Annotated in this window: 25 protein-coding genes; 19 read left to right on the top strand and 6 right to left on the bottom strand. The window is 71.9% G+C overall.

Going from position 1 to position 24,925, the window contains the following annotated elements; all coding sequences use genetic code 11:
• The first annotated feature begins 130 nt into the window (after positions 1–130).
• The 3 genes from J7E94_RS35720 to prcA are packed head-to-tail and all read left to right on the top strand — an operon-like array spanning position 131 to position 1,965.
• Entirely contained in the window at positions 131–334 is a 204-nt protein-coding gene (locus tag J7E94_RS35720) for an endonuclease VII domain-containing protein (RefSeq protein WP_308345211.1), read from the top strand.
• Positions 315–1,154: a proteasome subunit beta gene (gene prcB / locus J7E94_RS17505; RefSeq protein WP_215016392.1), complete on the top strand. Its 840-nt coding sequence runs from the start codon at positions 315–317 to the stop codon at positions 1,152–1,154. The genes J7E94_RS35720 and prcB overlap by 20 nt, the downstream gene beginning before the upstream one ends.
• Positions 1,155–1,200: 46 nt before the next feature.
• Complete coding sequence (gene prcA / locus J7E94_RS17500) at positions 1,201–1,965, top strand: proteasome subunit alpha (RefSeq protein WP_215016391.1); 765 nt, start codon at positions 1,201–1,203, stop codon at positions 1,963–1,965.
• A 56-nt stretch (positions 1,966–2,021) separates the two neighbouring features.
• On the opposite strand, the gene J7E94_RS17495 is transcribed toward prcA, so the two are convergent.
• On the bottom strand, positions 2,022–3,086 hold the full coding sequence (locus J7E94_RS17495; protein ID WP_215016390.1) for a LacI family DNA-binding transcriptional regulator: 1,065 nt from the start codon (positions 3,084–3,086) through the stop codon (positions 2,022–2,024).
• Between the two features lie 63 nt (positions 3,087–3,149).
• Here J7E94_RS17495 and J7E94_RS17490 point away from each other — a divergent pair, with 63 nt between their 5' ends.
• The 13 genes from J7E94_RS17490 to J7E94_RS17430 all read left to right on the top strand — a co-directional run bounded on the left by J7E94_RS17490 (position 3,150) and on the right by J7E94_RS17430 (position 16,100).
• Positions 3,150–4,424: an MFS transporter gene (locus J7E94_RS17490; RefSeq protein ID WP_215016389.1), complete on the top strand. Its 1,275-nt coding sequence runs from the start codon at positions 3,150–3,152 to the stop codon at positions 4,422–4,424.
• 116 nt (positions 4,425–4,540) lie between these two features.
• Positions 4,541–5,902: a Pup--protein ligase gene (gene pafA, locus J7E94_RS17485; RefSeq protein ID WP_030655944.1), complete on the top strand. Its 1,362-nt coding sequence runs from the start codon at positions 4,541–4,543 to the stop codon at positions 5,900–5,902.
• A 128-nt stretch (positions 5,903–6,030) separates the two neighbouring features.
• Positions 6,031–6,972: an FKBP-type peptidyl-prolyl cis-trans isomerase gene (locus J7E94_RS17480; RefSeq protein ID WP_215016388.1), complete on the top strand. Its 942-nt coding sequence runs from the start codon at positions 6,031–6,033 to the stop codon at positions 6,970–6,972.
• 31 nt (positions 6,973–7,003) lie between these two features.
• Positions 7,004–7,399 (top strand): FKBP-type peptidyl-prolyl cis-trans isomerase, encoded by a 396-nt coding sequence (locus J7E94_RS17475; RefSeq protein ID WP_215016386.1) that lies wholly within the window; start codon positions 7,004–7,006, stop codon positions 7,397–7,399.
• Between the two features lie 127 nt (positions 7,400–7,526).
• The gene (locus tag J7E94_RS17470; protein WP_215016385.1) at positions 7,527–8,483 is read left to right on the top strand and encodes a YafY family protein; all 957 of its coding nucleotides are present in this window, start codon (positions 7,527–7,529) and stop codon (positions 8,481–8,483) included.
• Positions 8,484–8,583: 100 nt separating this feature from the next.
• Positions 8,584–9,552, top strand: a complete 969-nt coding sequence (locus tag J7E94_RS17465) for a YafY family protein (RefSeq protein ID WP_215016384.1) — start codon at positions 8,584–8,586, stop codon at positions 9,550–9,552.
• A gap of 15 nt (positions 9,553–9,567) precedes the next feature.
• On the top strand, positions 9,568–9,855 hold the full coding sequence (locus tag J7E94_RS17460; RefSeq protein WP_251056805.1) for a CpXC domain-containing protein: 288 nt from the start codon (positions 9,568–9,570) through the stop codon (positions 9,853–9,855).
• Between the two features lie 26 nt (positions 9,856–9,881).
• On the top strand, positions 9,882–10,082 hold the full coding sequence (locus J7E94_RS17455) for a hypothetical protein (RefSeq protein WP_215016383.1): 201 nt from the start codon (positions 9,882–9,884) through the stop codon (positions 10,080–10,082).
• A 144-nt stretch (positions 10,083–10,226) separates the two neighbouring features.
• Positions 10,227–10,523: a Sec-independent protein translocase subunit TatA gene (gene tatA / locus J7E94_RS17450; protein WP_215016382.1), complete on the top strand. Its 297-nt coding sequence runs from the start codon at positions 10,227–10,229 to the stop codon at positions 10,521–10,523.
• Between the two features lie 47 nt (positions 10,524–10,570).
• The gene (gene tatC, locus J7E94_RS17445) at positions 10,571–11,536 is read left to right on the top strand and encodes a twin-arginine translocase subunit TatC (protein ID WP_215016381.1); all 966 of its coding nucleotides are present in this window, start codon (positions 10,571–10,573) and stop codon (positions 11,534–11,536) included.
• Positions 11,537–11,580: 44 nt separating this feature from the next.
• Positions 11,581–12,468, top strand: a complete 888-nt coding sequence (locus J7E94_RS17440; protein ID WP_215016380.1) for a diacylglycerol kinase — start codon at positions 11,581–11,583, stop codon at positions 12,466–12,468.
• 46 nt (positions 12,469–12,514) lie between these two features.
• Positions 12,515–15,355: an RNA helicase gene (locus tag J7E94_RS17435; RefSeq protein ID WP_215016378.1), complete on the top strand. Its 2,841-nt coding sequence runs from the start codon at positions 12,515–12,517 to the stop codon at positions 15,353–15,355.
• 91 nt (positions 15,356–15,446) lie between these two features.
• Positions 15,447–16,100, top strand: coding sequence for a helix-turn-helix domain-containing protein (locus J7E94_RS17430; RefSeq protein ID WP_215016377.1), 654 nt, complete (start codon positions 15,447–15,449; stop codon positions 16,098–16,100).
• A gap of 40 nt (positions 16,101–16,140) precedes the next feature.
• Here the strand turns inward: J7E94_RS17430 and J7E94_RS17425 are convergent, their stop codons facing one another.
• The 4 genes from J7E94_RS17425 to J7E94_RS17410 form a co-directional block, all read right to left on the bottom strand.
• Positions 16,141–17,109: a pseudouridine synthase gene (locus tag J7E94_RS17425; RefSeq protein WP_215016376.1), complete on the bottom strand. Its 969-nt coding sequence runs from the start codon at positions 17,107–17,109 to the stop codon at positions 16,141–16,143.
• Positions 17,110–17,127: 18 nt separating this feature from the next.
• A complete protein-coding gene (locus J7E94_RS17420) occupies positions 17,128–18,663 on the bottom strand; it encodes a serine hydrolase (RefSeq protein ID WP_215016375.1) in 1,536 nt (511 codons plus the stop codon).
• A 631-nt stretch (positions 18,664–19,294) separates the two neighbouring features.
• Positions 19,295–20,134 carry a siderophore-interacting protein gene (locus J7E94_RS17415; RefSeq protein ID WP_215016374.1) on the bottom strand — a complete coding sequence of 280 codons (840 nt, stop codon included), beginning with the start codon at positions 20,132–20,134 and terminating at the stop codon, positions 19,295–19,297.
• Positions 20,135–20,183: 49 nt separating this feature from the next.
• Complete coding sequence (locus J7E94_RS17410; protein WP_215016401.1) at positions 20,184–21,089, bottom strand: 5'-3' exonuclease; 906 nt, start codon at positions 21,087–21,089, stop codon at positions 20,184–20,186.
• 215 nt (positions 21,090–21,304) lie between these two features.
• On the opposite strand from J7E94_RS17410, the gene J7E94_RS17405 reads away from it, so the two are divergent.
• A complete protein-coding gene (locus J7E94_RS17405; RefSeq protein WP_215016372.1) occupies positions 21,305–21,910 on the top strand; it encodes a helix-turn-helix domain-containing protein in 606 nt (201 codons plus the stop codon).
• Positions 21,911–21,918: 8 nt separating this feature from the next.
• Entirely contained in the window at positions 21,919–22,638 is a 720-nt protein-coding gene (locus J7E94_RS17400) for a helical backbone metal receptor (protein ID WP_215016371.1), read from the top strand.
• Between the two features lie 4 nt (positions 22,639–22,642).
• On the opposite strand, the gene J7E94_RS17395 is transcribed toward J7E94_RS17400, so the two are convergent.
• Entirely contained in the window at positions 22,643–23,782 is a 1,140-nt protein-coding gene (locus tag J7E94_RS17395) for a TDT family transporter (RefSeq protein ID WP_285440779.1), read from the bottom strand.
• A 70-nt stretch (positions 23,783–23,852) separates the two neighbouring features.
• On the opposite strand from J7E94_RS17395, the gene J7E94_RS17390 reads away from it, so the two are divergent.
• Positions 23,853–24,776: a LysR family transcriptional regulator gene (locus J7E94_RS17390; RefSeq protein WP_215016370.1), complete on the top strand. Its 924-nt coding sequence runs from the start codon at positions 23,853–23,855 to the stop codon at positions 24,774–24,776.
• The last annotated feature ends 149 nt before the right edge of the window (positions 24,777–24,925 follow it).

Below are 24,925 nucleotides of genomic sequence, written 5' to 3'. Positions count from 1 at the left end.
CGCGGAATGGGATCGGAACAGGACGGCATTCGACGGATTGTCCACACGCTGCAAAGCTTGCCGGGCGATCGAGGGTCGTGCCCACTATCTCGCACGTTCATACGGCATCACCGAGGCTGAGCGCGACGGGATGATCGCGGCGCAGGATGGCGTCTGTTGCGTCTGTCTCCGCGCTCCCGCCGTGCATGTGGATCATTGCCACTCGACGGGTAGGGTCCGTGGCGTACTGTGCTTGAACTGCAACGTAGGCATTGGACTCTTGAAGGACAATCCTGACTGCATGCGTCGGGCCGCCGAATACTTGGAGGGAACGCGTGGAAGCCAACACTCGTAGCACAGGGCGTCTACCGGCAGCCTTCCTGACGCCGGGGTCGTCGTCCTTCATGGACTTCCTGGGCGCGCACTCGCCCGAGATGCTGCCCGGCAACCGCAGGCTGCCGGAGGGTGTCGTCGAGGCGCCGCACGGGACGACCATCGTTGCCGCCACCTTCCCCGGAGGGGTCGTGCTGGCCGGTGACCGGCGGGCGACCATGGGGAACATGATCGCGCAGCGGGACATCGAGAAGGTGTTCCCGGCCGACGAGTACTCGGCGGTGGGCATCGCCGGTACGGCAGGCCTGGCCGTGGAGATGGTGAAGCTGTTCCAGCTGGAGCTGGAGCACTTCGAGAAGGTGGAGGGGACGACCCTTTCGCTGGAGGGCAAGGCGAACCGGCTCTCGACCATGATCCGGAGCAATCTGGGCATGGCGATGCAGGGGCTGGCCGTCGTGCCGCTCTTCGCCGGGTACGACGAAATCAAGGAGAAGGGCCGGATCTTCTCCTACGACGTGACGGGCGGCCGCTCCGAGGAGCACGGCTTTGCCGCCACCGGCTCCGGTTCGATCTTCGCCCGGGGCTCCATGAAGAAGCTCTTCCGCCCCGATCTGACGGAGGAGCAGGCCACCACGCTGGTCGTGCAGGCGCTGTACGACGCCGCCGACGACGACTCGGCGACCGGTGGGCCGGACCTGTACCGCCACATCTACCCGATCGTCACCGTGATCACCGACGAGGGTTTCCGCAGGCTGACCGACGACGAGTCGCAGGAGCTCGCCCGTACGGTCACCAACCGTCGGCTGGAGCAGCCCGACGGCCCGCGCGCCGCCCTGCTCTGATCATCCGTCGCCCTGTGGGCGCCCAGAAGAAAGGGACGGAAAGCCGGTGTCGACTCCGTTCTATGTGTCACCCCAGCAGGCGATGGCCGACCGGGCGGAATACGCCCGGAAGGGCATCGCCCGCGGTCGCAGCCTGGTCGTGCTGCAGTATGCCGACGGCATCGTGTTCGTCGGTGAGAACCCGTCCCGTGCGCTGCACAAGTTCAGCGAGATCTATGACCGGATCGGCTTCGCGGCCGCCGGCAAGTACAACGAGTACGAGAATCTGCGGATCGGCGGTGTGCGGTATGCCGATCTGCGCGGATACACCTATGACCGTGGCGATGTGACGGCCCGTGGGCTGGCGAATGTGTACGCGCAGACGCTCGGCACCATTTTTTCGAGTGCGGGTGAGAAGCCGTACGAGGTGGAGCTGGTCGTGGCCGAGGTGGGGGCGACCGCCGCGGGCGATCAGATCTACCGGCTTCCGCATGACGGGTCGATCGTGGACGAGCACGGTTCGGTCGCGGTGGGCGGCAACGCCGAGCAGATCAGTACGTTCCTGGATCAGCGTCATCAGGACGGGATGACGCTGCCGGACGCGCTGAAGCTGGCGGTGCAGGCGCTGTCGAGCCAGGCGAACGGTGCGGACAAGGCGATTCCGGCGGAGCGGCTGGAGGTGGCGGTGCTGGACCGGACGCGGTCGCAGCAGCGGAAGTTCAAGCGGATCCGGGGCCGGCAGCTGTCGCGGCTGCTGGAGGCGGACGTTCCGGCGGCTGCGCAGGCGGATGCGGTGTCGAACGACGAGGCGCCGGAGGACGACGCCGAGTAGGAGTGGTTCAGCGAGGGCCCCGGTCTGCCGTTTCGGCGGGCCGGGGCTTCGTCGTGTCAGCGGGCGGGGCCGGAGGAGTCGCGGACGACGAGGTCGACGGGGATGTCGGGGGCGGTCCAGGTGGAGCCGTCGAGGACGGCGAGGAGGGCGGTCATGCCCTGTTCGCCGACGCGTTCGGCGGGGAGCCGGACGGTGGTGAGCTCGGGTTCGACGGCGGTGGCGAGGGCGAGGTCGTCGAAGCCGGTGACGGAGAGGTCGTCGGGGACGCGCAGGCCGAGGCGGCGGGCGGCTTTGCAGGCGCCGGCGGCGAGGATGTCGTCGTCGCAGACGATGGCGGTGGGGTGGGATCCGGGTGCCGCGAGGGCGGCCTCGATGGCGGTACGGGCGCCGTCCACGCTGAGCGGGGCCCGTACGGTGCGCAGCTGGGTGTCGGGTCCCAGGTGGGCGGTGAGGGCTTCGGCGCGGATCTGGAAGGTCCAGGAGTCGACGGCGGAGGCGAGGTGGAGGAAGCGCCGGTGGCCGTGGGCGAGGAGGTGTTCGGCGACTTGTCGCATGCCGTCGGCCATGGCGAGGTTGACGTGGGCGGCGGCGGTGCCGGCGGTGGGGTCGCTGTCGAGCATGACGAGGGGGAGTCCGTCGCGGCCGAGGGCGTCGAGGGTGTGGGCGGCCATGGAGGAGGCGATGACTCCGTCGAGGGCGGCGCGGGCGGAGGCGAAGGGGTCGCGGGCGGGGCCGGTGCCGTCGGGGGAGGGGTAGAGGACGACGCCGAAGCCGTGTTCGGCGGCGACGCGGGCGGCGCCGGTGTAGACGCGGGCGAAGAATTCGTTGGTGAGGGCGGGGACGACGAGGAGGGCGGTGCGGGTGGAGCCGAGGCGGAGGTTGCGGGCGGCGAGGTTGGGGCGGTAGCCGAGGCGGGTGGCGGCTTCGCGGACGAGGCCGGCGGTGCGTTCGGAGACGCGGCCGCGCCATTTGTCGCCGAGGACGAGGGAGACGGTGGCCTGGGAGACCCCGGCGGCGGTGGCGACGTCCCGGCTGGTGGGTCTCGTCACAGGGGGCTCCTGAAGTGGGTGGTCGGGCGGGGTGGGGGCGGTCGGCGGGGTGGACCGGTGACCTGCGGCCATGGTACGTATGACCCGTCACGTTATACGTATTACCCCGGTGGGATCCGGGTGGAAGGGGGCGACATGGCCGCGGGTTACGCGGAGCTGCTCAGGACCCGGCACGCCGCGAGGCTGCTGGTGGGCACGCTCATAGGCCGGCTGCCCAACGGCACGGCGCCGATCGCGATCGTGCTGTTCACGCGGGCCGAGGGCGGCAGCTACAGCCTCGCGGGGGCGCTGGCCGCCGCGTACGGGGTGGCCAACGCGGTGGGGCAGCCGCTGCTGGGCCGCGCGGTGGACCTGTACGGGCAGCCGAGGGTGCAGCTGCCGGCCTCGCTGGTCTCGGCGCTCGGGATGGTGTGGCTGGCCGTGGCGGGTACGGGGTCGGCGGTGGCCGCTTATGCCGCGGTGGCCGTGGCGGGGCTGTTCACGCCGCCGCTTGAGGGCGGCCTGCGGGCGCTGTGGCCGAGTGTGCTGGGCGGCAAGGAGGAGCGGGTGCACGCCGCGTACGCGATGGACGCGGTGGCCCAGGAGGTCATGTTCACGGTCGGCCCGCTGCTGGTGACGCTGTTCGTGGCGCTGTGGTCGCCGGCCGGGGCGTTGCTGGCGCTCAATGCCATCGGGGTGCTGGGTGCGCTGTCGGTGGTGGTGTCGGAGCCGTCGCGCCGGTGGCGTTCGGAGCCGCGGGAGGCGCACTGGCTGGGTGCGCTGCGTTCGCGGGGTCTGCTGGCGCTGCTGGGGGCCTTCTTCTTCGTGGGGACGGCGCTGGGGTCGATCACGGTGGCGGGTGTGGCGTACGCCGATGACCACGGGGACCGGGCGGTGTACGGCTGGCTGATGGCGGCGTTGGGCCTGGGTGCGCTGATCGGCGGTGTGGCGTACGGGGCGCGCCGGTGGACGGGTGCGCCGGAGCGGCGGCTGTGGGTGCTGGTCGCGCTGCTGGCGGTGTGCTATCTGCCGCTGGTGCTGACGCCGGGGCCGGTGGCGATGGCGGTGCTGACGGCGCTCGCGGGTGTGTTCCTGGCGCCGGCGATCGCGTGTGCGTTCATCGTGGTGGACCGGCATGCTCCGGCGGGGACGGTGACGGAGGCGTTCTCGTGGCTGGTGACCTTCTTCGGGGTGGGGGCGGCGATCGGTACGGCGGTGGCGGGTCCGGCGGTGGAGCTGGGCGGTACGGCGTCGAGTTTCGGGGTGGCGAGTGCGGGCGGGGCGGCGGCGCTGCTGGTGCTGACGGTGACTCAGCGGGTGCTGGCGAGTCCGGGCCGGAGCCGGGCGGTGGCGGGTTCGGCGGACGGGGTGTCAGGGGCTGCGCCGGAGGGGTCGTCCGGGGTCGGGTCGGAGGTCTCCTCGGCGGGCTGATCGGGGGGCTGGTGGGCGGTGCTGTCGGGGGTTTTCGCCGGTGTGGTTCGCCAAACTGATCGAAATGGCGTCTCGAACCCGGTTTCAGAAGAGGGCAGAAGGCGTAATGTTCAGTCATGGACCGCCGCATTTTCGGGCTGGAGAACGAGTACGGCGTCACGTGCACGTTCAGGGGACAGCGCCGACTGTCTCCTGACGAAGTGGCGCGCTACCTCTTCCGCCGTGTTGTGTCATGGGGCCGCAGCAGCAATGTCTTCCTGCGGAACGGCGCCCGCCTGTACCTCGACGTGGGTTCGCATCCGGAATATGCAACTCCCGAATGCGACAACGTGACCGAACTGGTCACGCACGACAAAGCAGGCGAGCGCATTCTCGAAGGACTGCTCGTCGACGCCGAACGCCGCCTGCACGAGGAGGGAATCGCGGGCGACGTCTACCTCTTCAAGAACAACACCGACTCGGCGGGCAACTCGTACGGCTGCCACGAGAACTACCTGGTGGCCCGGCACGGGGAATTCTCCCGCCTGGCGGACATTCTCATTCCGTTCCTTGTCACGCGGCAGCTGATCTGCGGCGCGGGCAAGGTGCTCCAGACGCCTCGGGGCGCGGTCTACTGCGTCAGCCAGCGGGCCGAGCACATCTGGGAGGGCGTCAGCTCTGCCACGACCCGGTCGCGGCCGATCATCAACACCCGGGACGAGCCGCACGCGGACGCGGAGCGCTACCGCCGTCTGCACGTGATCGTCGGCGACTCGAACATGTCCGAGACGACCATGCTGCTGAAGGTCGGGGCCACCGACCTGGTGCTGCGCATGATCGAGGCGGGCACGGTGATGCGGGACCTGACGCTGGAGAACCCGATCCGGGCGATCCGCGAGGTCAGCCATGACATCACGGGTCAGCGCAAGGTGCGTCTGGCGAGCGGCCGGGAGGCCTCGGCGCTGGAGATCCAGCGGGAGTACTACGACAAGGCCGTGGACTTCGCCGAGCGCCGGGGGATCCGTACCGGGGTGGTGGACCAGGTGCTGGAGCTGTGGGGCCGGACCCTGGACGCCATCGAGGCGGAGGACCTGGACCGGATCGGGACCGAGATCGACTGGGTCATGAAGTACCAGTTGATCGAGCGGTACCGGGGCAAGCACAACATGACGATGTCGAACCCGCGGGTGGCTCAGATAGACCTCGCCTACCACGACATCCACCGTCGGCGCGGGCTGTACTACCTGCTGGAGCGCAAGGGGCAGGCGGCGCGGATCTGCAACGACCTCAAGATCTTCGAGGGCAAGTCGGTGCCCCCGCAGACGACGAGGGCGCGGCTGCGCGGCGACTTCATCCGCCGGGCTCAGGAGCAGCGGCGGGACTTCACGGTCGACTGGGTGCACCTGAAGCTCAATGACCAGGCGCAGCGGACGGTGCTGTGCAAGGACCCGTTCCGGTCGGTGGACGACCGGGTGGAGAAGCTCATCGCGGGCATGTAGCCCGTACGGACGTGCACGGTGTGACATCGCACCGATCTTGGCCGGGGCCCCGTACGTATCTCGTACGGGGCCCTGCCCACGGCTTAGAGTGGCGACGACCGCCTTGCCGTCTGAGATCTGAGGAACACGTGCGCCGACTTGCCGGCCTGCTGGTCGTACCCCTTCTGCTGCTGACGACAGCAGCGTGTGGCGACGACAGCGGCTCCGACTCCGCCCAGATGAAGAACGGGGTGCCCGCGATCACCAAGGGCGCCAAGTTCGGGGAGACGCCCACCCTGTCGAAGGGGAAGGGCGAGCCGCCGAAGGAACTGAAGGTGGAGACCGTCAGCGAGGGCACCGGCCCGGCGCTGAAGAAGGGCGACATCGCCCAGGTCAACTACCTCGGCCAGGTGTGGGACGGCAAGGAGCCGTTCGACCAGAGCTTCGGCAAGGGCAAGCCGTTCGACGTCACCATCGGTGCGGGCGCGGTCATCAAGGGCTGGGACCAGGGCCTGGAGGGCCAGAAGGTCGGCAGCCGTGTGGAGCTCGTGATCCCGCCGGCCCTCGGTTACGGCGAGCAGGGCTCGGGCGACAAGATCAAGCCCAACGCCACGCTGGTCTTCGTCGTGGACATCGTCAAGGGCATCCCCGTCCCGGCCTCGGCCACGGGCAAGGAGGTCGCGCAGGACAACAAGGACCTGCCCAAGGTCGGCACGAACACGGACGGCAAGGAAGTCTCCGTGACCGTCCCGAAGGACACCGCGGAGCCGGCCAAGCTGGTTTCGGACTATGTCCTTGAGGGCGACGGCGCGGTGGTGAAGGACACCGACGACGTCGTGGTCAAGTTCAACGGCAAGACGTGGAAGGACGACAAGACCTTCGAGAGCACCTACTCCACGGACACCACGGTCACGTGGCCGATGGAGCAGCTCTCGGTCAAGGGTCTGAAGGAAGGCCTGGTCGGCAAGAAGGTCGGCAGCCGCATCCTGCTGGTCATTCCGCCGGACCAGGGCTTCGGGGACAAGGAGCAGGGGACCATCCCGGCCAAGTCGACGCTGGTCTTCAGCCTCGACATCCTCGCGGTGGTGTAAGACTGTCCCGGTTGTCCCCCAGTTCGTACGTATGAGGAGCAGTTCCGTGAGCGACAAGCTCGAAAAGCCCGAGATCGACTTTCCCGAGGGCGAAGCCCCGAAGGACCTTGTGATCGAGGACATCTGGCTGGGCGACGGTGCCGAGGCCAAGGCCGGCGACCGGGTCTCCGTGCACTACGTGGGCGTGGCCTTCTCCACCGGCGAGGAGTTCGACGCCTCGTGGAACCGCGGCTCCGCGCTCCAGTTCCAGCTCGGTGTCGGCCAGGTCATCTCCGGCTGGGACCAGGGTGTCCAGGGCATGAAGGTCGGCGGCCGCCGCAAGCTGGTGATCCCCGCCCGCCTCGCCTACGGCGACCGTGGCGCGGGCGGCGCGATCGCTCCCGGCGAGACGCTGATCTTCGTCTGCGACCTGGTGAAGGTCGGCTGATCCGGACATCCGCGATCGGTTGAGGGGCCCCCGCTGTCCGGCGGGGGCCCCTCGCTTTTGCCGGGGCGCGCCGGGGCGGTACGGTCAACGGTCACGAGTGTGTGTCGAGAGCGGGGGAACGGCGTCGATGGCGATTGCCAAGGCCGAGCGGCTGATGAATCTGGCGCTGTGTCTGCTGGGAACCCGCCGGCCGCTCAGCAAGCGGGAGTTGCGCGGTTCGATCGAGGCCTACCTGGAAGCGGGCAACGACGAATCCTTCAACCGCATGTTCGAGCGGGACAAGGACGATCTGCGCGAACTCGGCCTGGTGATCGAGACGGTGGAGAACCTGGAGGGCGAGACCGGCTATCTGGCCCGCCGGGACAGCAACCGGCTGCCGCCCGTCTCCCTGGACGCCGAGGAGGCCGCCGCCCTGGGCCTGGCGGCCAAGGTCTGGCAGCAGGCGCGCCTCGCGGGCGCGGCCAGCGGCGCCCTGCAGAAGCTGCGCGCGGGCGGGATGCCGGAGGCGGGGGACCTTTACGAGGGCCAGCACAGTGCCATCGAGCCGCGCATCCCGGTCCACGAGGCGGCCTTCGAGCCGCTGATGCTGGCCTGCCGGGACCGGCGGCCGGTGGTGTTCGACTACCGCAAGTCCACGGCCGCCCGGCCCGGGACCCGGCAGGTGGAGCCGTGGGCGCTGGAGTGCTGGCGCGGCCACTGGTACCTGGCCGGCTTCGACCGCGACCGCGGGGCGGAGCGGGTGTTCCGGCTCTCCCGGATCACCGGCAAGGTCCGCTCGCGCGCCGCGAAGTACACCGCCGAGGTGCCGGACGTGGTGACCGTACGGGAGACCGTGGCGAAATGGGCCGGCGAGAGCGCGGAGCGGTCCGCGCGGATCCGGCTGCGGGCCGGGGCGGGCTACCCGCTGCGGGCCAAGGCCACCGCCGTACGCGAGGGCGGGGACGGCTGGGACGAGCTGGAGATCCCGTACGGGCACGGGCTGGACGCCTGGCTGGTGGAGTTCGGCCCGGACGTGGTGGTGGTGGAGCCCGCCGACCTGCGGGCCGACGTGGTGGACCGGCTCCGCGCCGTCGCCACGGGCTGACCGGGCCGCACCTGGGCCCCGTAGGAGCCCCTGTAAGAGCGGGCGAGATCCGCGAACCGCACCAACCGAGAAGCACGCCCTGAGGGGGAGACGTACGAGCATGGCCGCCAACGCCATCGATCAGACGCGCCGGATGCTGTCCCTGGTGACGTATCTGCGCGAGCGCCCGGGCGCGTACGTCGCCGACGTCGCGCGGGCCTTCGGGATCACCGAGGACGAGCTGATCTCGGACCTCGACGTGCTCCCCATGTGCGGGACCAGCTTCCGCGGCGGGGACCTGCTCGACATCGACACCGACGGGGAGCGCATCTGGTGGCGCAATCCCGACGCCTCGGGGGAGTCCACCGCCGAGCCGTTGCGGCTGGCCGCCGACGAGGCGACCGCGCTGCTGGTCGCCGCCCGCGCGGTGGCCACCCTGCCGGGGCTGCGCGAGGGCGACCGCGACGCACTGCTGCGCGCCACCGCCAAGCTGGAGGCCGCGGCCGGCGAGGTGGCCGGGGCCAGCTCCCGGCTGTCGGTGACCTTCGAGTCCGAGGGCGGCGTCTTCGCCGACGTCGACCGGGCCATCGCCGAGCGCCGGAGGCTGTGGCTGCGCTACTACTCGCCCGCGCGGGACGAGCTCACCGAGCGCAAGGTCGACCCGATCCGGCTCTTCGCGGTAGGGCACACCTACATGGAGGGGTGGTGCCACCTCTCCGAGGCGCGCCGCACCTTCCGTCTGGACCGGGTGGCCGAGATCCGACTGCTCGACGAGCGGGCCGAGCCGCCCGCCATCGAGCCGCGCGACCTGTCCGAGGGCCTGGTCCAGCCGGCCGCCGAGGACCCGGAGGTCGTGGTCGAGGTGGGGCCCGGCGGGCGCTGGGTCGCCGAGTACTACCCGCACGACAGCGCCGAGGAGCTCGACGGCGGCGGGCTGCGGATCACGCTGCGCAGCCCGGACCCGGCCTCGCTGCGCCGGCTCGCGCTGCGGCTGGGCCGCGAGGGGCGGATCGTGGCCCCCGCAGAATTGGCGGAAAGTGCACGGAGCGCCGCTCGGGAGGCGCTCGCGGGGTACGGGGAAACGGTCTAGAGAGAGCGGGGAGCGATGTCTCGACCATCTGGCACCGTGCCGGGGCAGGCCTCCGGCTCACGGGGGCCGGCCGCGGGCGCCGGGGCGGGCGGGCCGGTCAGCTTCAAGGCCTCCTGTCCCGACTGCGGCGCCCGCTTCGAGCTCGACGCCGGCGCCCTGAGACTGGTCATCGGGGGCAGCCGGCGGACGACTTTCTACTCCTTCACCTGCCCCGAATGCGGCGCGGCCGTCCGCAAACCCGCCGGTCAGCGGATCGTGGAGCTGCTGACCGGCGGGGGCGTGAGCACCCTGCGCAGCGTGTGAGGGGCCTGGTGGCCTAGGCTCCTCCCATGCTGTGGCCGATGCTCGCAATTGCCCTGGGCTTCCTCGGGGTCGCCGTCCTCGCCGTGCTGGCCGTACGGGTCTACGTGGAGGTCCGCCGGCTCTCTGGCCAGGTCGCGCAGGCCGGCCGCCGGATCTCGGACGCCTCGGTGGACCTTGAGCGGGCGGCCGCCGATCTGGCCCGCGCGGGCCGTGGCCTGCGGCCGTAGCGGGTTCCGGGCAAGCGGAGGTACCCCGGGGGATTGCCGGGCGTTTACCCCAGGGGGTTACGATCCTTGCCTGAGCGGTTACCGGATCTCTGTCCGAAGCCGTCCAGAGCCACCACAACCGCTTCGGTGAGAAGGAAGACACACATGATCGGCAATCTGAAGCCCCTTGAGATCGTTCTGATCATCGCTGTCATCGTGCTGCTCTTCGGCGCCAAGAAGCTTCCCGAGATGGCCCGTTCGCTCGGCAAGTCGGCCCGCATCCTCAAGAGCGAGGCGAAGGCCATGAAGAAGGACGGCGAGAGCGAGGACGCGGCCACCGCGAACACGGTCGCCGACCAGGCCCCGCAGCAGCCCGCCGCCCCGCGCACCATCCAGGCCGCGCCCGGTGACGTCACCAGCTCCCGGCCCGTCAACGAGCCGAACCACACCACCCAGGGCTGACACCAGCCGGACGCGCCAGTCATCTGCAACGAGACAAGGGACGTGGGTTGCTCAAGTCTGCCCGCAAGCAGGAGAAACAAGGACGACAGGCCAAAGACGCCGAAGGGCGGATGCCTCTCGTCGAGCACCTGCGTGAGCTGAGAAACCGTCTGCTGAAGTCGGTCCTGGCGATCCTCGTGATCACCGTCGTGGCGGCCTTCTTCTACAAGGACCTCATCGACTTCATGCTGAAGCCGATGCTGGATTCCGTCGGCTGCTCCGACGGCGTGGTCTCGCAGCGCAACGGCCGGCCCTGCGCCGACATGACCGTCAACGGCCTCATCGCGCCGTTCTCGATCGCCCTGAAGGTCTCGCTGACCGCCGGCGTGGTGCTCTCCGCCCCGGTGTGGCTCTTCCAGCTGTGGGCGTTCACCGCCCCCGGCCTGCACAGCCACGAGAAGAAGTACGCGATGAGCTTCGTCGCGGTCGGCGCGCCGCTGTTCGGCGCCGGCGCGGTGCTCGCGTACAAGATCCTGCCGCAGACCGCGACGATCCTGCTCGACTTCACGCCCGAGCACGCCCGCAACCTGCTCCCGGTCGACGACTACCTCGACCTGGTCACGCGCATGGTCGTCGTCTTCGGCCTGGCCTTCGAGCTGCCGCTGCTGCTGATCCTCCTCAACGTCACCGGGGTGCTCACCGCGAAGCGGCTGGCGAGCTGGTGGCGCGCCATGGTCCTCGGCATCACCGTCTTCTCCGCGTTCGCGACGCCCACCGGTGACCCGCTCACCATGCTGTCGCTGGCCGCCCCGATCGTGGCCCTGTACTTCATCGCGCTCTTCATCTGCCTGCTCAACGACCGCAGGCGCAAGCGCAACGACCCCGACGCGGGGCTGGACGACGACGAGGCCGCCGAGCTGGACCTCACCCCGGCGCCGATCGGCGAGATGGAGGCGGTCGCCGCTCCCGCCGCGCTGCCCGGGCAGGCCCATGGCGGACGTGAGCGGATCAACGGTTACGACGACGCGACCTGACCGGTAGATTCTCCCCCAGCTACCGCCGGGAGGGGCTCCACTACGTGAGCGCTGAGATCACGCTGTTCGTCAATCCCACCGCGGGAAGCGGCCGGGGTGCGCACGCCGCGCAACCGGCCGCTTCCGCGTTGCGGGCCGCGGGCTTCTCCGTACGGACCGTCGTCGGCACCGATGCGCCGGACGCCCTGGCCCGGCTGCGCGCCGCCGTGCGCGAGGGCACCGGCGCGGTGATCGCGGTGGGCGGCGACGGCATGGTCTCGCTGGCCCTCCAGGCCGTGGCGGGGACGCTGGTGCCGCTCGGGGTGGTCGCCGTGGGCACCGGCAACGACTTCGCGCGGGCCCTGGGACTGCCCGTACGGGAGCCCGAGCGGGCGGGGCGGCTGGTCGCCGGGGCCCTCAAGGAGGGGCGGATCCGGGAGATCGACCTGGGGCGCGCGGGCGCCACCTGGTACGGGACCGTCCTGTGCTCCGGCTTCGACTCGCGGGTCAACGACCGCGGCAACCGGATGCGGATACCGGCCGGCCGGTTCAAGTACGACCTGGCCATGATCGCGGAGCTGGCCGCCTTCCGGCCCTTCCCGTACCGGATCACCCTCGACGACGGCCCGGTGATCGAGACCGAGGCCACGCTGGTGGCGGTCGGCAACGGGTCTTCCTACGGGGGTGGCATGCGCATCTGCGCGGACGCCGTACCCGACGACGGGCTGTTCGACGTGGTGGTCGTCGGCGACTGCAGCCGGGCCACCCTGCTCACGGTCTTCCCGCGGGTCTACAAGGGCACGCACCTGGGCCATCCGAAGGTCACCGTCCACCGGGCCGCGAAGGTCACGCTGGAGGCGGCCGGGATCACCGCCTACGCGGACGGCGAGCTTCTCGGGCCGCTGCCGGTGACCGCCGAGTGCGTGCCCGGGGCGGTCCGGCTGCTCACTTAAATGATCGCGACTGTTGTCAGGGGTGCCGGGTAGGCTCGACACCAAGATGACCGAAGAACTCTCCCCCGCCGAGCGGTACGCCGCTGCCCGGATCCGCGCCGCCGAAGAGGCCTCCGCCCTGGCCCCCTTCCGTGAGCTGTACGAATTCGAACTGGACCCGTACCAGATCGAGGCCTGCAAGGCACTGGAGGCCGGCAAGGGCGCGCTGGTCGCCGCCCCGACCGGCTCGGGCAAGACCCTCGTCGGCGAGTTCGCCGTGCACCTGGCGCTCCAGCAGGGCCGCAAGTGCTTCTACACGACGCCGATCAAGGCCCTGTCGAACCAGAAGTACGCCGACCTCGTCAAGCGCTACGGCGCCGACAAGGTGGGCCTGCTGACCGGCGACAACAGCGTCAACGGCGAGGCGCCGGTGGTCGTGATGACCACCGAGGTGCTCCGCAACATGCTGTACGCGGGCTCCCAGTCGCTGCGCGGCCTCGGCTACGTGGTGATGGACGAGGTCCACTACCTCTCCGACCGGTTCCGCGGGGCCGTCTGGGAGGAAGTGATCATCCACCTCCCCGAGTCGGTGACCCTGGTGTCGCTGTCGGCGACCGTGTCCAACGCCGAGGAGTTCGGCGACTGGCTGGACACCGTGCGCGGCGACACCGAGGTGATCGTCTCCGAGGAGCGGCCCGTACCGCTGTGGCAGCACGTCATGGCCGGGCGCCGGATCTTCGACCTCTTCGAGGAGGAGTCCGACCACGGCGGCCGCGGCTCCGCGCGCCGCGAGGTCAATCCCGACCTGCTGCGCATGGCCCGCGAGGAGAACAGCCGCACCTACGTTCCGAAGGACCGGCGGCGCGGCAAGATGGTCCGCGAGGCCGACCGCGAGCGCGAGCGGCGCTCCCGCGGCCGGATCTGGACCCCGTCGCGCCCCGAGGTCATCGCCCGCCTCGACAGCGACGGGCTGCTGCCCGCGATCAACTTCATCTTCAGCCGGGCCGGCTGCGAGGCCGCCGTCCAGCAGTGCCTGTATGCGGGCCTGCGGCTCAACGACGACGCCGCGCGGCTGAGGGTCCGCGAGATCGTCGAGGCGCGGACCGCCTCCATCCCCACCGAGGACCTCCACGTCCTGGGCTACTACGAGTGGCTCGAAGGCCTGGAGCGGGGCATCGCCGCTCACCACGCGGGCATGCTGCCCACCTTCAAGGAGGTCGTCGAGGAGCTGTTCGTCCGCGGCCTCGTCAAGGCCGTCTTCGCCACCGAGACCCTGGCGCTGGGCATCAACATGCCCGCGCGCACGGTGATCCTGGAGAAGCTGGTCAAGTGGAACGGCGAGCAGCACGCCGACATCACCCCCGGCGAGTACACGCAGCTCACCGGCCGGGCCGGGCGGCGCGGCATCGACGTGGAGGGCCACGCGGTGGTGCTCTGGCAGCGGGGCATGGACCCGGTGGGCCTGGCCGGCCTCGCCGGTACCCGCACGTATCCGCTGCGCTCCAGCTTCAAGCCCTCGTACAACATGGCCGTGAACCTGGTCAGCCAGTTCGGGCGGCACCGCTCGCGCGAGCTGCTGGAGACCTCCTTCGCGCAGTTCCAGGCCGACCGCTCGGTCGTCGGGATCTCCCGGCAGGTGCAGCGCAACGAGGAGGGCCTGGAGGGCTACCGGGAGGGCATGACCTGCCATCTGGGGGACTTCGAGGAGTACGCGCAGCTGCGCCGCGCCCTCAAGGACCGTGAGACGGACCTGGCCAAGCAGGGTGCGGCCCAGCGGCGGGTACAGGCGGCCAGTTCGCTGGAGAAGCTCAAGCCGGGCGACATCATCCACGTGCCGACGGGCAAGTTCGCCGGGCTCGCGCTGGTCCTGGACCCGGGTGTGCCGCCGGGGCGGGTCCACGGGCACCGCGGGCAGGAGTACGCGGAGGGCCCGCGTCCGCTGGTGCTCACCGCCGAGCGGCAGGTCAAGCGGCTCGCCGCGATCGACTTCCCGGTGCCGGTGGAGGCGCTCGACCGGATGCGGATCCCCAAGACCTTCAACGCCCGCTCCCCGCAGTCCCGTCGGGACCTGGCGTCCCAGCTGCGGACCAAGGCCGGGCACATCACGCCGGAACGGCGGGCGCGCGGCCGGGCCGCGGCGGCCGACGACCGCGAGATCGCCCGCCTGCGGGCCGCGCTGCGTGCGCACCCGTGCCACGGCTGCGACGAGCGCGAGGACCACGCGCGCTGGGCGGAGCGCTACCACCGGCTCAAGCGGGACACGGTGCAGCTGGAGCGGCGGATCGAGGGCCGGACGAACACCATCGCCCGCACCTTCGACCGGATCCACGCGCTCCTGACCGAGCTGGACTACCTGCGCGAGGACGAGGTCACCGTGCACGGCAAGCGGCTCGCCCGGCTGTACGGGGAGCTGGACCTGCTGGCCTCGGAGTGTTTGCGCGCCCGCATCTGGGAGGGTCTGAGCCCGGCCGAACTGGCCGCCTGCGTCTCGGCGCTGGTCTTCGAGGCCCGGCAGTCCGACGACGCGGTCGCGCCGAAGGTGCCGGGCGGGGCGGCGAAGGCGGCGCTGGGCGAGATGGTGCACATCTGGGGCCGGCTCGACGCGCTGGAGGAGGAGCACGGCATCAACCAGGCGGAGGGCGTGGGCCAGCGCGAGCCGGACCTGGGCTTCGCGTGGGCGGCGTACCAGTGGGCCTCGGAGAAGAGCCTCGACGAGGTGCTGCGTGAGGCGGAGATGCCGGCTGGTGACTTCGTGCGCTGGTGCAAGCAGGTCATCGACGTGCTGGGCCAGATCGCGGCCGCGGCTCCTTCGGCCACCGGTGACAGTGGGAGCACGGTGGCCCGCAATGCCCGCAAGGCCGTTGACGGGCTGCTTCGGGGTGTAGTGGCCTACAGCTCGGTCGGCTAGGCGCATTTGGGGCTTCCTCCAAGGGAGGGGCTGGCCGGATCTCATCTCTTGCCATGATCGGATCGGCGTGCTGTGTGCGACGATTCGAGCCATGAGCGGTGGATCAGACGAAGGGCCGAGACGGATCGGTCGGCCGCGCGCCGACCGGCTGAGACCGGAGAGCGGCCGGCCGCCGCGGGAGGAACTCCTCTACGCGGCGGCCGAGTTGTTCACGGTGAACGGGTATGCGGCGACGACGACGCGCGCGGTCGCCGAACGAGCCGGAATGCGCCAGGCCACGATGTATCACTATGTCGCCGGCAAGGAGGAACTCCTCGCCGAACTGCTGGAGTCCACGGTCGCACCCTCGCTGGTGCTGGGCCGCCGGCTGCTGGCCGACACCGGGCGGCCCGCCGCGCGGCGGCTGTGGGAGCTGTGCCGCTCCGACGTGCTGCTGCTGTGCGGGGGTCCGTACAACCTGGGGGCGCTCTACCTGCTTCCCGAGGTGGCCGGCTCGCGGTTCGCGCACTTCCGCCGGATGCGCGGTGAACTGAAGGAGGCCTACGGGCTGTTGCTCGCCGGCACCGGGGTGGGCGCCGAACTGGCCGGGAACCAGAGCGGATTGGCGCTGCGCAACGACCTTGTCTTCGGGCTGATCGAGGGGGTCATGCTCATCCACCGCGCCGACCCGGAGCGTCCGCTGACCGCCTTCGCGGAGGCCACCGCCGACGCGGCACTGCGGGTCGCCGGCGTCGGCGCCCGCTGACCGCCGGTTTCCAAGCGCCTGGGTGCCTGCCCACCGGTGCCTACCGGCCGCCGGTGCCGGCCTCCCACGCGGCGCGGTCGTCCCAGGCCTGGAGGGTGCGCCCGCTCTCGAAGCGGTGCGCGGCCCCGGTGACCGGGTCGGTGAACTCCAGCACCCGGGCCAGGAGTTGCAGCGGCCGCCGGTAGTCGTCCGGAGCGGGGTCGGTGACCTGCGGGTACACCGGATCGCCGAGGATGGGCAGGCCCAGGCCGTTCATGTGCACCCGCAGCTGGTGGGTGCGGCCGGTGTGCGGGGTCAGCCGGTAGCGGCCCAGGGTGCCCCGGGTGTCGGTGAGTTCGACGAGGGTCTCGGCATTGGGCTCGCCGCCCGGGACCTCGGCCGCCGCGATGACCCCGCGGGTCTTCTCGATCCGGCTGCGGACCGTCCGAGGAAAGGCCGGCTCCGCAGCGTGGGGCGCGAGCGCCTCGTACTCCTTGTGGACCCGGCGGCCCTGGAAGAGCAGCTGGTACGCCCCGCGGTCCTCGGGGCGGATGCTGAACATCACCAGTCCCGCCGTCAGCCGGTCTAGGCGGTGGGCCGGGCTGAGCGCGGGCAGGTCCAGCTCCGCGCGGAGCCGGGCCAGCGCGGTCTGGGTGACGTGGCTGCCGCGCGGGGTGGTCGCCAGGAAGTGCGGCTTGTCCACGACCAGCAGATGCGGGTCGCGGTACACGACGCGCGGCGCGAAGGGCACCGGCGGCTCCTGCGGGAGATCGCGGTGGAACCACACGTAGCCGCCCGGCTCGTACGGGTCGCGCGCGCTCAGGACCCGGCCGCCCGGGCCCAGCACCCGGCCGGCGTCCAGCAGGCGGGCGATGGCCGCGGCGCCGGCTCCGCCCGCGTAGTGCGCGGCCAGGTAGTCGCCCAGATCCGGCCAGGCTCTCTCCGGGTCGGGCGGCAGGCGCAGCCGGACCGGGTCGATGCCGGCGCGCTGGGGGAGGGGCGAGGGGGGTGGCTGGGCTCTGCGTCTCATCGGGGACAGGCTATGCGGCTACTGCTCGGTGAAGGTGCCCAGGTGGGTCGTATCGAGGTACTCCACGCGGACCGTGCCGTCGGCGAAGGTCACCCCGGTGCGGCCTACGGCGTTCTCGCCGGCGGTCTCGAAGCTGAAGGTGTCGCCGTCGTAGTGGGTGAGCGGGAAGAGCAGCGGCTTGGGGCCGAGGGCGAGCGTGAGCGCGCCCTTGCCGTCCGCCCTCACGGTGAGCTTGCCGTAGTAGGGGTTGTCGTAGGTGCCGGGGTAGGCGCCGCTGTCCTGGGCGGGTTTGGCGGAGGCGGGCGGGTGGGCGTAGTCGGTGGAGGAGCGGCCCTCCTCCTCCAGCTGCGCGTAGATGCCCCCGGCCAGCCCCAGCCAGTCGGCGGTGGCCTTGCCGTGTTCGGCGAAGTCGAAGAAGTCGAGGGCGACGGCGTCGGCCAGGCCGACGGGGGCGCCGTTGGTGAGGACGACGATGCCGAGCTTCTCCATGGGGAGCATGGTGACGTTGGTGTTGGCGCCGAGGTCGAAGGCACCGGAGTGGCTCAGGCGAAGCCGTCCGGCGTCGTCGTAGGAGACGTTCCAGCCGAGGCCGTAGAAGCCGGTGCGGCCGGTGGGGGCGGTGGGCTGCTGCGAGACGATCTCGGGGAGGTGCGTACGGGCCAGGGTGTCGGCCGGGATGATCCGCTTCCCGTCGAGGGTGCCGCCGGCGAGCTGGAGGCGCAGCCAGCGGGACATGTCGCGGGCGGTGGAGCTGACCCCGCCGGCCGGGGCCTGCGCGTCAGGGTCGCGGACGAAGCGGGGGCTCCAGGCGCCGTCCGGGTTCTTGACGTGGGTGGCGGCGTGGTCGGGGGAGTTGACGAAGGCGGAGAACTCGGTGCTCGTGTGCGTCATGCCGGCGGGCTTGAAGAGGGTGTCCGCGGCCAGCTTCTGCCAGTTAATACCCTTGGCGCGGGCGACGGCCTCGGCGGCGGCGGTGAAGCCGAAGTTGGTGTAGGCGTAGCTCGCGCGGAAGGGGGAGAGGGGCTCCAGGCGCAGGTGGTCGAGGATGTACGACTGGTCGTAGCCGAGGTCTTCGAGGAGGTCGCCGGCGTGGTCGGGGAGGCCGCTGCGGTGGGAGAACAGGTCGGCGGTCGAGAAGTGGCCGGTGACCCAGGGGTCCTTGAGGGAGAACCCGGGGAGGGTGGTGTGGCGGTCCCACTCGTCGGGGGAGGTGAGGGTGCCGGCGACGACGGTGGAGGAGATGGGCTTGGAGAGGGAGGCGACCTGGAAGACGGTGTCGGGGTCGACCTTCGCGGTCTCGCCGGTGCGGCGGAGGCCGAAGCCCTTGAGGTGGACGACCTCGTCGTCGTGGACGACGGCCACGGAGACGCCGGGGACGCCGGTGCGGCGCATCATGTCCGCGACGGTCTGGTCGAGGCGGGCCACGGCCTTGTCGACTGCGTCGTCGCTGATCGAGGGCCGGGGCGGCGGCGGGGGACTGGGGGCGGCCGTCGCGGCGGCGGCGGTCAGCAGGACCGCGGCCCCGGCGGCTGCGGCGGCGCGGAGCGTACGCATGGACCCATTGTCCCGCCGAACCCGCGGCCCGGCCTCCTGAGCCTTCGCCCCAGCCCTTGCCCGGCGGGGCTGGATTTGTGGTGTGGCTGGGTGGGCCCGCGCGCCTCAAGGATCGGGGCTCCGCCCCGCACCCCGCGCCTCAAGCGCCGGCGGGGCTGAGGTGGGGCCCGGCCGGGCGAGCCCGTGCGGCTCAGGGATCGGGGCTCCGCCCCGCACCCCGCGCCTCAAGCGCCGGCGGGGCTGGAGTTGTCCCCGGCTGGGTGGGCTCGTGCGGCTTGGGGATTGGGGCTCCGGCCCTGGGCCCCGTGTCGCTCTGCTCCCGGCCGCGGGCCCCGGGCCCCGTGCCTCAAGCGTCGGCGGGGCTGGAGTTGTCCCCGGCTGGGTGGGCTCGTGCGGCTTGGGGATTGGGGCTCCGGCCCTGGGCCCCGTGTCGCTCTGCTCCCGGCCCCGGGCCCCGGGCCCCGCGCCTCAAGCGTCGGCGGGGTGGAGTGTGGCCCGGCTGGGTGGGTTTGTGCGGGCGGGGTGGGGGTCTGTCCCGGGGCGGGGCGGGGTGGCGGGCAGGCGGGATCAGGCACATCCAGCCTCGCCGGCGTTTGAGGCGCGGGGTGCGGGGCGGAGCCCCGGGGACCAGCTAGGCGGCCGCGGCGTGGTCCTGTTCGGCTTCCACCTCGGCGTTCCAGTCGCGCTTGATCGCCCGCCAGCCCTCGTCCGTCTCGCCCAGCCGCCAGTACCCGGAGATCGACAGCCGCTCGCGCGCGACACCCCGCTCCAGGCGCAGGTGGCGGCGGAGGTCCCGGACGAAGCCCGCCTCGCCGTGGACGAAGGCGTGGACGTCCGTGGAGGGGAACTCCAGGGCGGTGACCGCCTCCACCAGGGCCTCGCCGATCGGGCGGTCGCCGCGGTGGATCCAGACCGGGGCGGTTCCGTCCGGGGTGGCGACCTTCTGCTGGTCCTGCGGGCCGTCGATCTCCACGAAGGCGTGCACCCGCGCCCCCGCCGGCATCCGCTCCATCGCCGCCGCGATCGCCGGCAGCGCGCTCTCGTCGCCCACCAGCAGGTGCCAGTCGGCCACCGGGTCCGGGGCGTAGGCGCCGCCCGGGCCGAGGAACCGTACGAGCTCGCCCGGCTGGACCCGCGCGGCCCAGGGGCCGGCCAGGCCCTCGTCGCCGTGGACGACGAAGTCGAGGGTCAGCTCCAGGTGCGTCGGGTCCCAGTTCCGTACGGTGTACGCGCGCTGGCGCGGCCACTGCTCGCGGGGGTAGTCGGCGCGGATCCGCTCCAGGTCCCACGGCGAGGGGTAGGTGACGCCCTGCGGCGGGAAGAGGATCTTGATGTAGTGGTCGGTGAACCCGCCCGCGCCGAACCCGGCGAGCCCGTCACCGCCCAGCACGATGCGCACCATGTGCGGCGTGAGCCGCTCGGTGCGGATGACGACGGCTGTGCCGACGCTGCGGGCGCGTCCTTCTGCCACGGTGTCTCCCCTGACTCCCCTGAAACTTAGCCTTACCTAAGTTAGCATCTCAGCGGCGCAGCGCACCGCTCAGCCGGGAGACTGCTCCGCCGAGACCCCACCGATGGGCCAGTGCGTCGACCAGTTCCGGCTGCGCCGGCGCAGCCGGAAGGGCCGGATCGAAGGCCGGAAGCGGGACGTCCGAAGCCACTTGGACCACCTTCGGGGCGACGGCCAGATACGGCCGGGACTCGTCCAGACGCTTGCGCTGGGCCGGGGTCAGCTTCGACTTCGGGTCGTCGATCGCCGCGATGATCCCGGCCAGGCTGCCGTAGGCGTCGAGGAGCTTCGCCGCCGTCTTCTCGCCGATGCCGGGGACGCCCGGCAGGCCGTCGCTCGGGTCTCCGCGGAGCAGCGCCAGGTCCGCGTAGCCGGGGCCGTCCACCCCGTACTTCTCGCGCAGCCAGGCTTCGTCCGTCACCTGGAGGGAGCCGACGCCCTTGAGGGGGTACAGGACCCGGCGCTGCCGGGCGTCGTCCACCAGCTGGTAGAGGTCGCGGTCGCCGGTGACGATGTCCACCGGGCCCGTCGCGCGGGCGGTGAGCGTGCCGATCACGTCGTCCGCCTCGTAGCCGGCGACCCCCACGCGGGCGATTCCGAAGGCGTCCAGCGCCGTCTCGATGATCGGGACCTGCGGGGCGAGCGTGTCGGGGATCTCCTCCGCGTCCGGGCCGGCCTCGGTCTCCTGGGCGACCCGGTGGGCCTTGTAGGAGGGGATCAGGTCCACCCTCCACTGCGGCCGCCAGTCGGCGTCCATGCAGGCCACCAGATCGTCCGGGCGGTGGTCCTGGACCAGTCGGCCGATGAAGTCGAGCAGCCCGCGCACGGCGTTGACCGGGGTGCCGTCGGGGGCCTTCACGGAGTCCGGCACACCGAAGTAGGCGCGGAAGTACAGGGAGGCGGTGTCCAGGAGCATCAGGCGTCGTGTCGTCGTCACGCAGACGATGATGCCGCAACGCGGCCCTCGTGATCGGCGGCCGGATCTGGGGCCCGACGACCCCGGGCCCGAGAGCCACGGACAGTGAGCGGTTCGGTACGGGAACACCCGTGCACGCGAAACCTGGGACGGTTGCTGCGTAAGGTGCTTACAGCACACCGATGTGCGACGGACAAGGGGAGGGCAGCCCCGAGATGAACGACAGGGACAAGGACAAGGACAAGGACAAGGACGGCAAGGAACCGCTTCGGGTGGGCGTGGCCGTGCGCAAGCGGCGCCGCGCGCTTCATCTGACCCTTGCCGCCGTATCGGCGCGCAGCGGCCTGTCGATCCCCTTCCTGAGCCAGATAGAGAACGAGCGGGCCCGGCCCAGCATGCGGTCCCTCGAGCGGGTCGCGGACGCGCTGGAGACCACGGCCGTCGAGCTGCTGGCCGCGTCCGACACCGCGCGCACGGTGGACCTCGTACGGGCCGGCGACGAATCCGGGCTCACCCCGGTCCCGGGCGTACGGCCCCTCGTACGCGGTCACCACCAGCTGCACGCCATGGAGTTCACCGGAGACCAGGACGCCGGGCGCGAGTACCAGCACCGCAACGACGAGCTGATGTACGTGGTCGCGGGCGCCTGCCAGGTGGAGGCGGAGGGGCGGGCGTACCGGCTGGAGAGCGGGGACGCGCTGTTCCTGTCGGGCGGTGTACGGCACCGCTGGCGGTCCGTCACCGAGGACACCCGGATCATGGTGGTCGCGGTGGGCGACCACATCCACGCGACGTCCGAGCCGCCGTCGCCCGGGCACTGAGCGGCGGCATGCGGCGGATCGTCTCGCTGGTGCCGTCGCTGACCGAGGCCGTGGCCGTGAGCGCGCCCGGCCTGCTGGCCGGGGTCACGGACTGGTGCACGCACCCGGCGGATCTCGGGGGCGCGGTGCGGATCGGCGGGACGAAGAACCCCGATGTGCAGCGGATCGTACGGCTGCGGCCCGACCTGGTGATCGCCAACGAGGAGGAGAACCGGGCTCCGGACCTCGCGGCGCTGCGGGCGGCCGGGATCGAGGTGCTGCTCACCGAGATCCACGACCTGCCGCAGGCGCTGAGCGAGCTGGACCGGGTGCTGGTGGGGGCCCTGGGGCTGAAGCGGCCCGGGTGGCTGGCGGACGCGGAGGCCGCCTGGGCCCGGGTGGAGCCGGCCGGCGGGCTCCGGGCATTCGTACCGGTGTGGCGGCGGCCGTGGATGGTGCTGGGCCGGGACACCTTCGCCGGGGACCTGCTGGCCCGGCTGGGCGTGCGCAATGTGTACGCGGGCCACGAAGAGCGCTATCCGAGGATCCCGGTGGAGGAGCTGGCCGCCGCCGGCTGCGATCTGGTGGTGCTGCCGGACGAGCCGTACCGCTTCACGGCCCTGGACGGCCCGGAGGCCTTCCCGGGCCTGCCCGCCGCGCTGGTGAGCGGGCGGCACCTGACCTGGTACGGCCCCTCGCTCGCCGAGGCTCCGGACATCCTGGCCCGGGCGCTGCGCGAGGCGCGGTAGGGACTCAGCGGGGGAGCAGCCTGCCGGTGAACAGGCCGCGCAGGGTGTGGGCGGCGGCGAGCAGCCAGGCGGTCACCAGGGCGAGGAAGAGAGCCGCGGCGAGCCAGGAGAAGGCGGTCAGGCCGGTGTGGCGGGCCAGGCCGGCGGCGCCGGTGACGCAGGTGCCGACGGGGAAGGTCAGCGCCCACCAGGTCATCGCGAAGCCCATGCCGTTGCGCGCGGCCCGGACCAGCATCGCCGCGGCGAGGGCCAGCCACAGCAGGGCGAATCCCATGACGGGGACCCCGTAGACGACGGCGAAGGCGCCGAGCGCTCCGGCGTAGGGGGCGCCGATCGACTGGGGGGCCATGTCGGCGAGCTGGTTCACGGCGGTGGTGGACTGGCCGAGGGGGCCGAGGACGAGGAAGAGGGTGGGGGTGAGGGCCAGGGGCAGCGGGCCGCCCACGATGAGCCTGCCGAAGACCAGGGGGAGCATTAGCAGGGTGGCGAGCAGGCTGATGCCGAACATGGCGTAGCAGGCGAGCAGGAGGGCCTCGCGGGGCTGGCCGGCAGGCAGGTGGGGGATCAGCAGCGGGCCGAGCGCGGCGGAGACCATGGGGGCGACGAGGGGGAGCAGCCAGACGGGGGTGGCCTGCCGGGGCTCGACCTTGTGCCGGACCACCATCAGGTACGGCACCGCCACGGCCATGACCAGGCCGATCGCGGTGCCGGCGGTGAAGAGCACGGTGTCCGCGGCGACGGCGGCGCCGGTCCCGATGAGGTCCTTGCCGACGATCAGGGTGCCGCCGCCCACGGCCAGCAGGGCCATCGACAGACAGCCGTAGAAGGGGGCGACGGCGGGGTCGAGGAGGTGGGCGCGGGCCTGGTCGCGGTGGTGGAGCCAGTGGCCGGCGCGGGCGGTGAGGAGGGTCGCGAGGGCGATGGCGGACAGCGCCCAGACGATCTGGCAGGCCACGCGCCCGCCGGGAAGCTGGTACGGGAGGGTGGCGCCGGCGTTGGCGACGATCGCGGTGCCCATGACGCAGGCGTACCAGTTGGGGCCGAGGTGACGCAGGGCTGGGAGGGTCTGTTGGGCCTTGTGGGCCTTGTGGGCTTGGGGGGTCCGCTGGGTGGGGGGACCGGGTCGTACGAGGGTGGTGGCCATGGGGCCAGCGTCCCGTGGTGGCGGGGCGGATGGCAGAGGTCATTCTCCTATGAGGTCATAAACTGATGTTATGGGTAATGAGGAGTTCGTTCCGCTGGCACACCGGGTGCCGGACCTGGGGGCGCTGGAACTGCTGCTCGCGGTCGCGCGCGTCGGCAGCCTGAGCGGAGCGGCCCGCCGGCTGGGGATCACCCAGCCTGCGGCGAGCAGCCGGATCCGGGCGATGGAGGCGCGGCTGGGGGTGGCTCTGGTGGACCGCTCGCCGCGGGGATCGACGCTGACGGCGGAAGGTGCGCTGGTCACGGACTGGGCGCGACGGGTGGTGGAGGCGGCCGAGGCCTTTGACGCGGGTGCGCAGGCGCTGCGGGGGCGGCGGGACTCTCGGCTGCGGGTGGCTGCCAGCATGACGATCGCCGAGTACCTGCTGCCGGGGTGGCTGATCGCCCTGCGCGGGCAGCGGCCGGACACGGCGGTGTCCCTGCACGCCGGGAACTCCGCGGTGGTCGCGGAACGGGTCCTCGCGCACGAGGCGGACCTCGGCTTCGTGGAGGGGCTGACCGTGCCGGACGGGCTGGACTCGGCGGTGATCGCACAGGACCGCCTCGTGGTGGCGGTGGCGCCGGGCCACCCGTGGGCGCGGCGCTCGCGGGGGGTGGAGGCGGCGGAGCTGGCGTCGGCGCCGCTGATACTGCGGGAGCGGGGGTCGGGGACGCGGCAGGTGCTGGACGCCGCGCTGGCCGGGTGCGGGGGGCTGGCGGCGCCGCTGCTGGAGCTGGCGTCGACCACCGCGGTGAAGGCGGCGGCACTGAGCGGGGCGGGGCCGTGCGTCCTGTCGGAGCTGGCGGTGGGGGACGAGCTGGCGGGGCGGCGGCTGGTGGAGGTGCCGGTGGCCGGTGCGGCGCTGGGCCGGGCCCTGCGGGCCGTCTGGCCCACGGGCTCCCGCCCGGCGGGACCGGCCCGCGACCTGCTGTCGCTGACGCGGGGCCAGGCCTGACCCCGCCCGGCCGGGGGCTCGGTCAAGGCAGCGGCCCGGCGGCTCCGCCCCGGAACCCCGCGCCTCAAGCGCCGACGGGCTGGGGTGCGCTCCCGCCGGTCCCGGCAGCGGCTTGCGCCGGCGGGGCTGGGGTGCCCCTATGTCTTTCG

It is taken from the genome of Streptomyces sp. ISL-94, from assembly GCF_018614075.1.
Taxonomy (GTDB): domain Bacteria; phylum Actinomycetota; class Actinomycetes; order Streptomycetales; family Streptomycetaceae; genus Streptomyces.
The sequence above is the reverse complement of the archived record's forward strand: the minus strand, read 5'-3'. Positions and strand labels throughout refer to the sequence as shown.

Bases quoted from the DNA above. Each gene is read 5' to 3' on its own strand.
- J7E94_RS35720 (WP_308345211.1), top strand. From the start codon at position 131: ATGATCGCGGCGCAGGATGGCGTCTGTTGCGTCTGTCTCCGCGCTCCC.
- J7E94_RS17495 (WP_215016390.1), bottom strand. From the start codon at position 3,086: ATGGCCGCAGGTCACCGGTCCACCCCGCCGACCGCCCCCACCCCGCCC.
- J7E94_RS17490 (WP_215016389.1), top strand. From the start codon at position 3,150: ATGGCCGCGGGTTACGCGGAGCTGCTCAGGACCCGGCACGCCGCGAGG.
- pafA (WP_030655944.1), top strand. From the start codon at position 4,541: ATGGACCGCCGCATTTTCGGGCTGGAGAACGAGTACGGCGTCACGTGC.
- J7E94_RS17475 (WP_215016386.1), top strand. From the start codon at position 7,004: ATGAGGAGCAGTTCCGTGAGCGACAAGCTCGAAAAGCCCGAGATCGAC.
- J7E94_RS17470 (WP_215016385.1), top strand. From the start codon at position 7,527: ATGGCGATTGCCAAGGCCGAGCGGCTGATGAATCTGGCGCTGTGTCTG.
- J7E94_RS17465 (WP_215016384.1), top strand. From the start codon at position 8,584: ATGGCCGCCAACGCCATCGATCAGACGCGCCGGATGCTGTCCCTGGTG.
- J7E94_RS17460 (WP_251056805.1), top strand. From the start codon at position 9,568: ATGTCTCGACCATCTGGCACCGTGCCGGGGCAGGCCTCCGGCTCACGG.
- J7E94_RS17455 (WP_215016383.1), top strand. From the start codon at position 9,882: ATGCTGTGGCCGATGCTCGCAATTGCCCTGGGCTTCCTCGGGGTCGCC.
- tatA (WP_215016382.1), top strand. From the start codon at position 10,227: ATGATCGGCAATCTGAAGCCCCTTGAGATCGTTCTGATCATCGCTGTC.
- J7E94_RS17435 (WP_215016378.1), top strand. From the start codon at position 12,515: ATGACCGAAGAACTCTCCCCCGCCGAGCGGTACGCCGCTGCCCGGATC.
- J7E94_RS17430 (WP_215016377.1), top strand. From the start codon at position 15,447: ATGAGCGGTGGATCAGACGAAGGGCCGAGACGGATCGGTCGGCCGCGC.
- J7E94_RS17425 (WP_215016376.1), bottom strand. From the start codon at position 17,109: ATGAGACGCAGAGCCCAGCCACCCCCCTCGCCCCTCCCCCAGCGCGCC.
- J7E94_RS17420 (WP_215016375.1), bottom strand. From the start codon at position 18,663: ATGCGTACGCTCCGCGCCGCCGCAGCCGCCGGGGCCGCGGTCCTGCTG.
- J7E94_RS17410 (WP_215016401.1), bottom strand. From the start codon at position 21,089: ATGCTCCTGGACACCGCCTCCCTGTACTTCCGCGCCTACTTCGGTGTG.
- J7E94_RS17405 (WP_215016372.1), top strand. From the start codon at position 21,305: ATGAACGACAGGGACAAGGACAAGGACAAGGACAAGGACGGCAAGGAA.
- J7E94_RS17400 (WP_215016371.1), top strand. From the start codon at position 21,919: ATGCGGCGGATCGTCTCGCTGGTGCCGTCGCTGACCGAGGCCGTGGCC.
- J7E94_RS17395 (WP_285440779.1), bottom strand. From the start codon at position 23,782: ATGGCCACCACCCTCGTACGACCCGGTCCCCCCACCCAGCGGACCCCC.
- J7E94_RS17390 (WP_215016370.1), top strand. From the start codon at position 23,853: ATGGGTAATGAGGAGTTCGTTCCGCTGGCACACCGGGTGCCGGACCTG.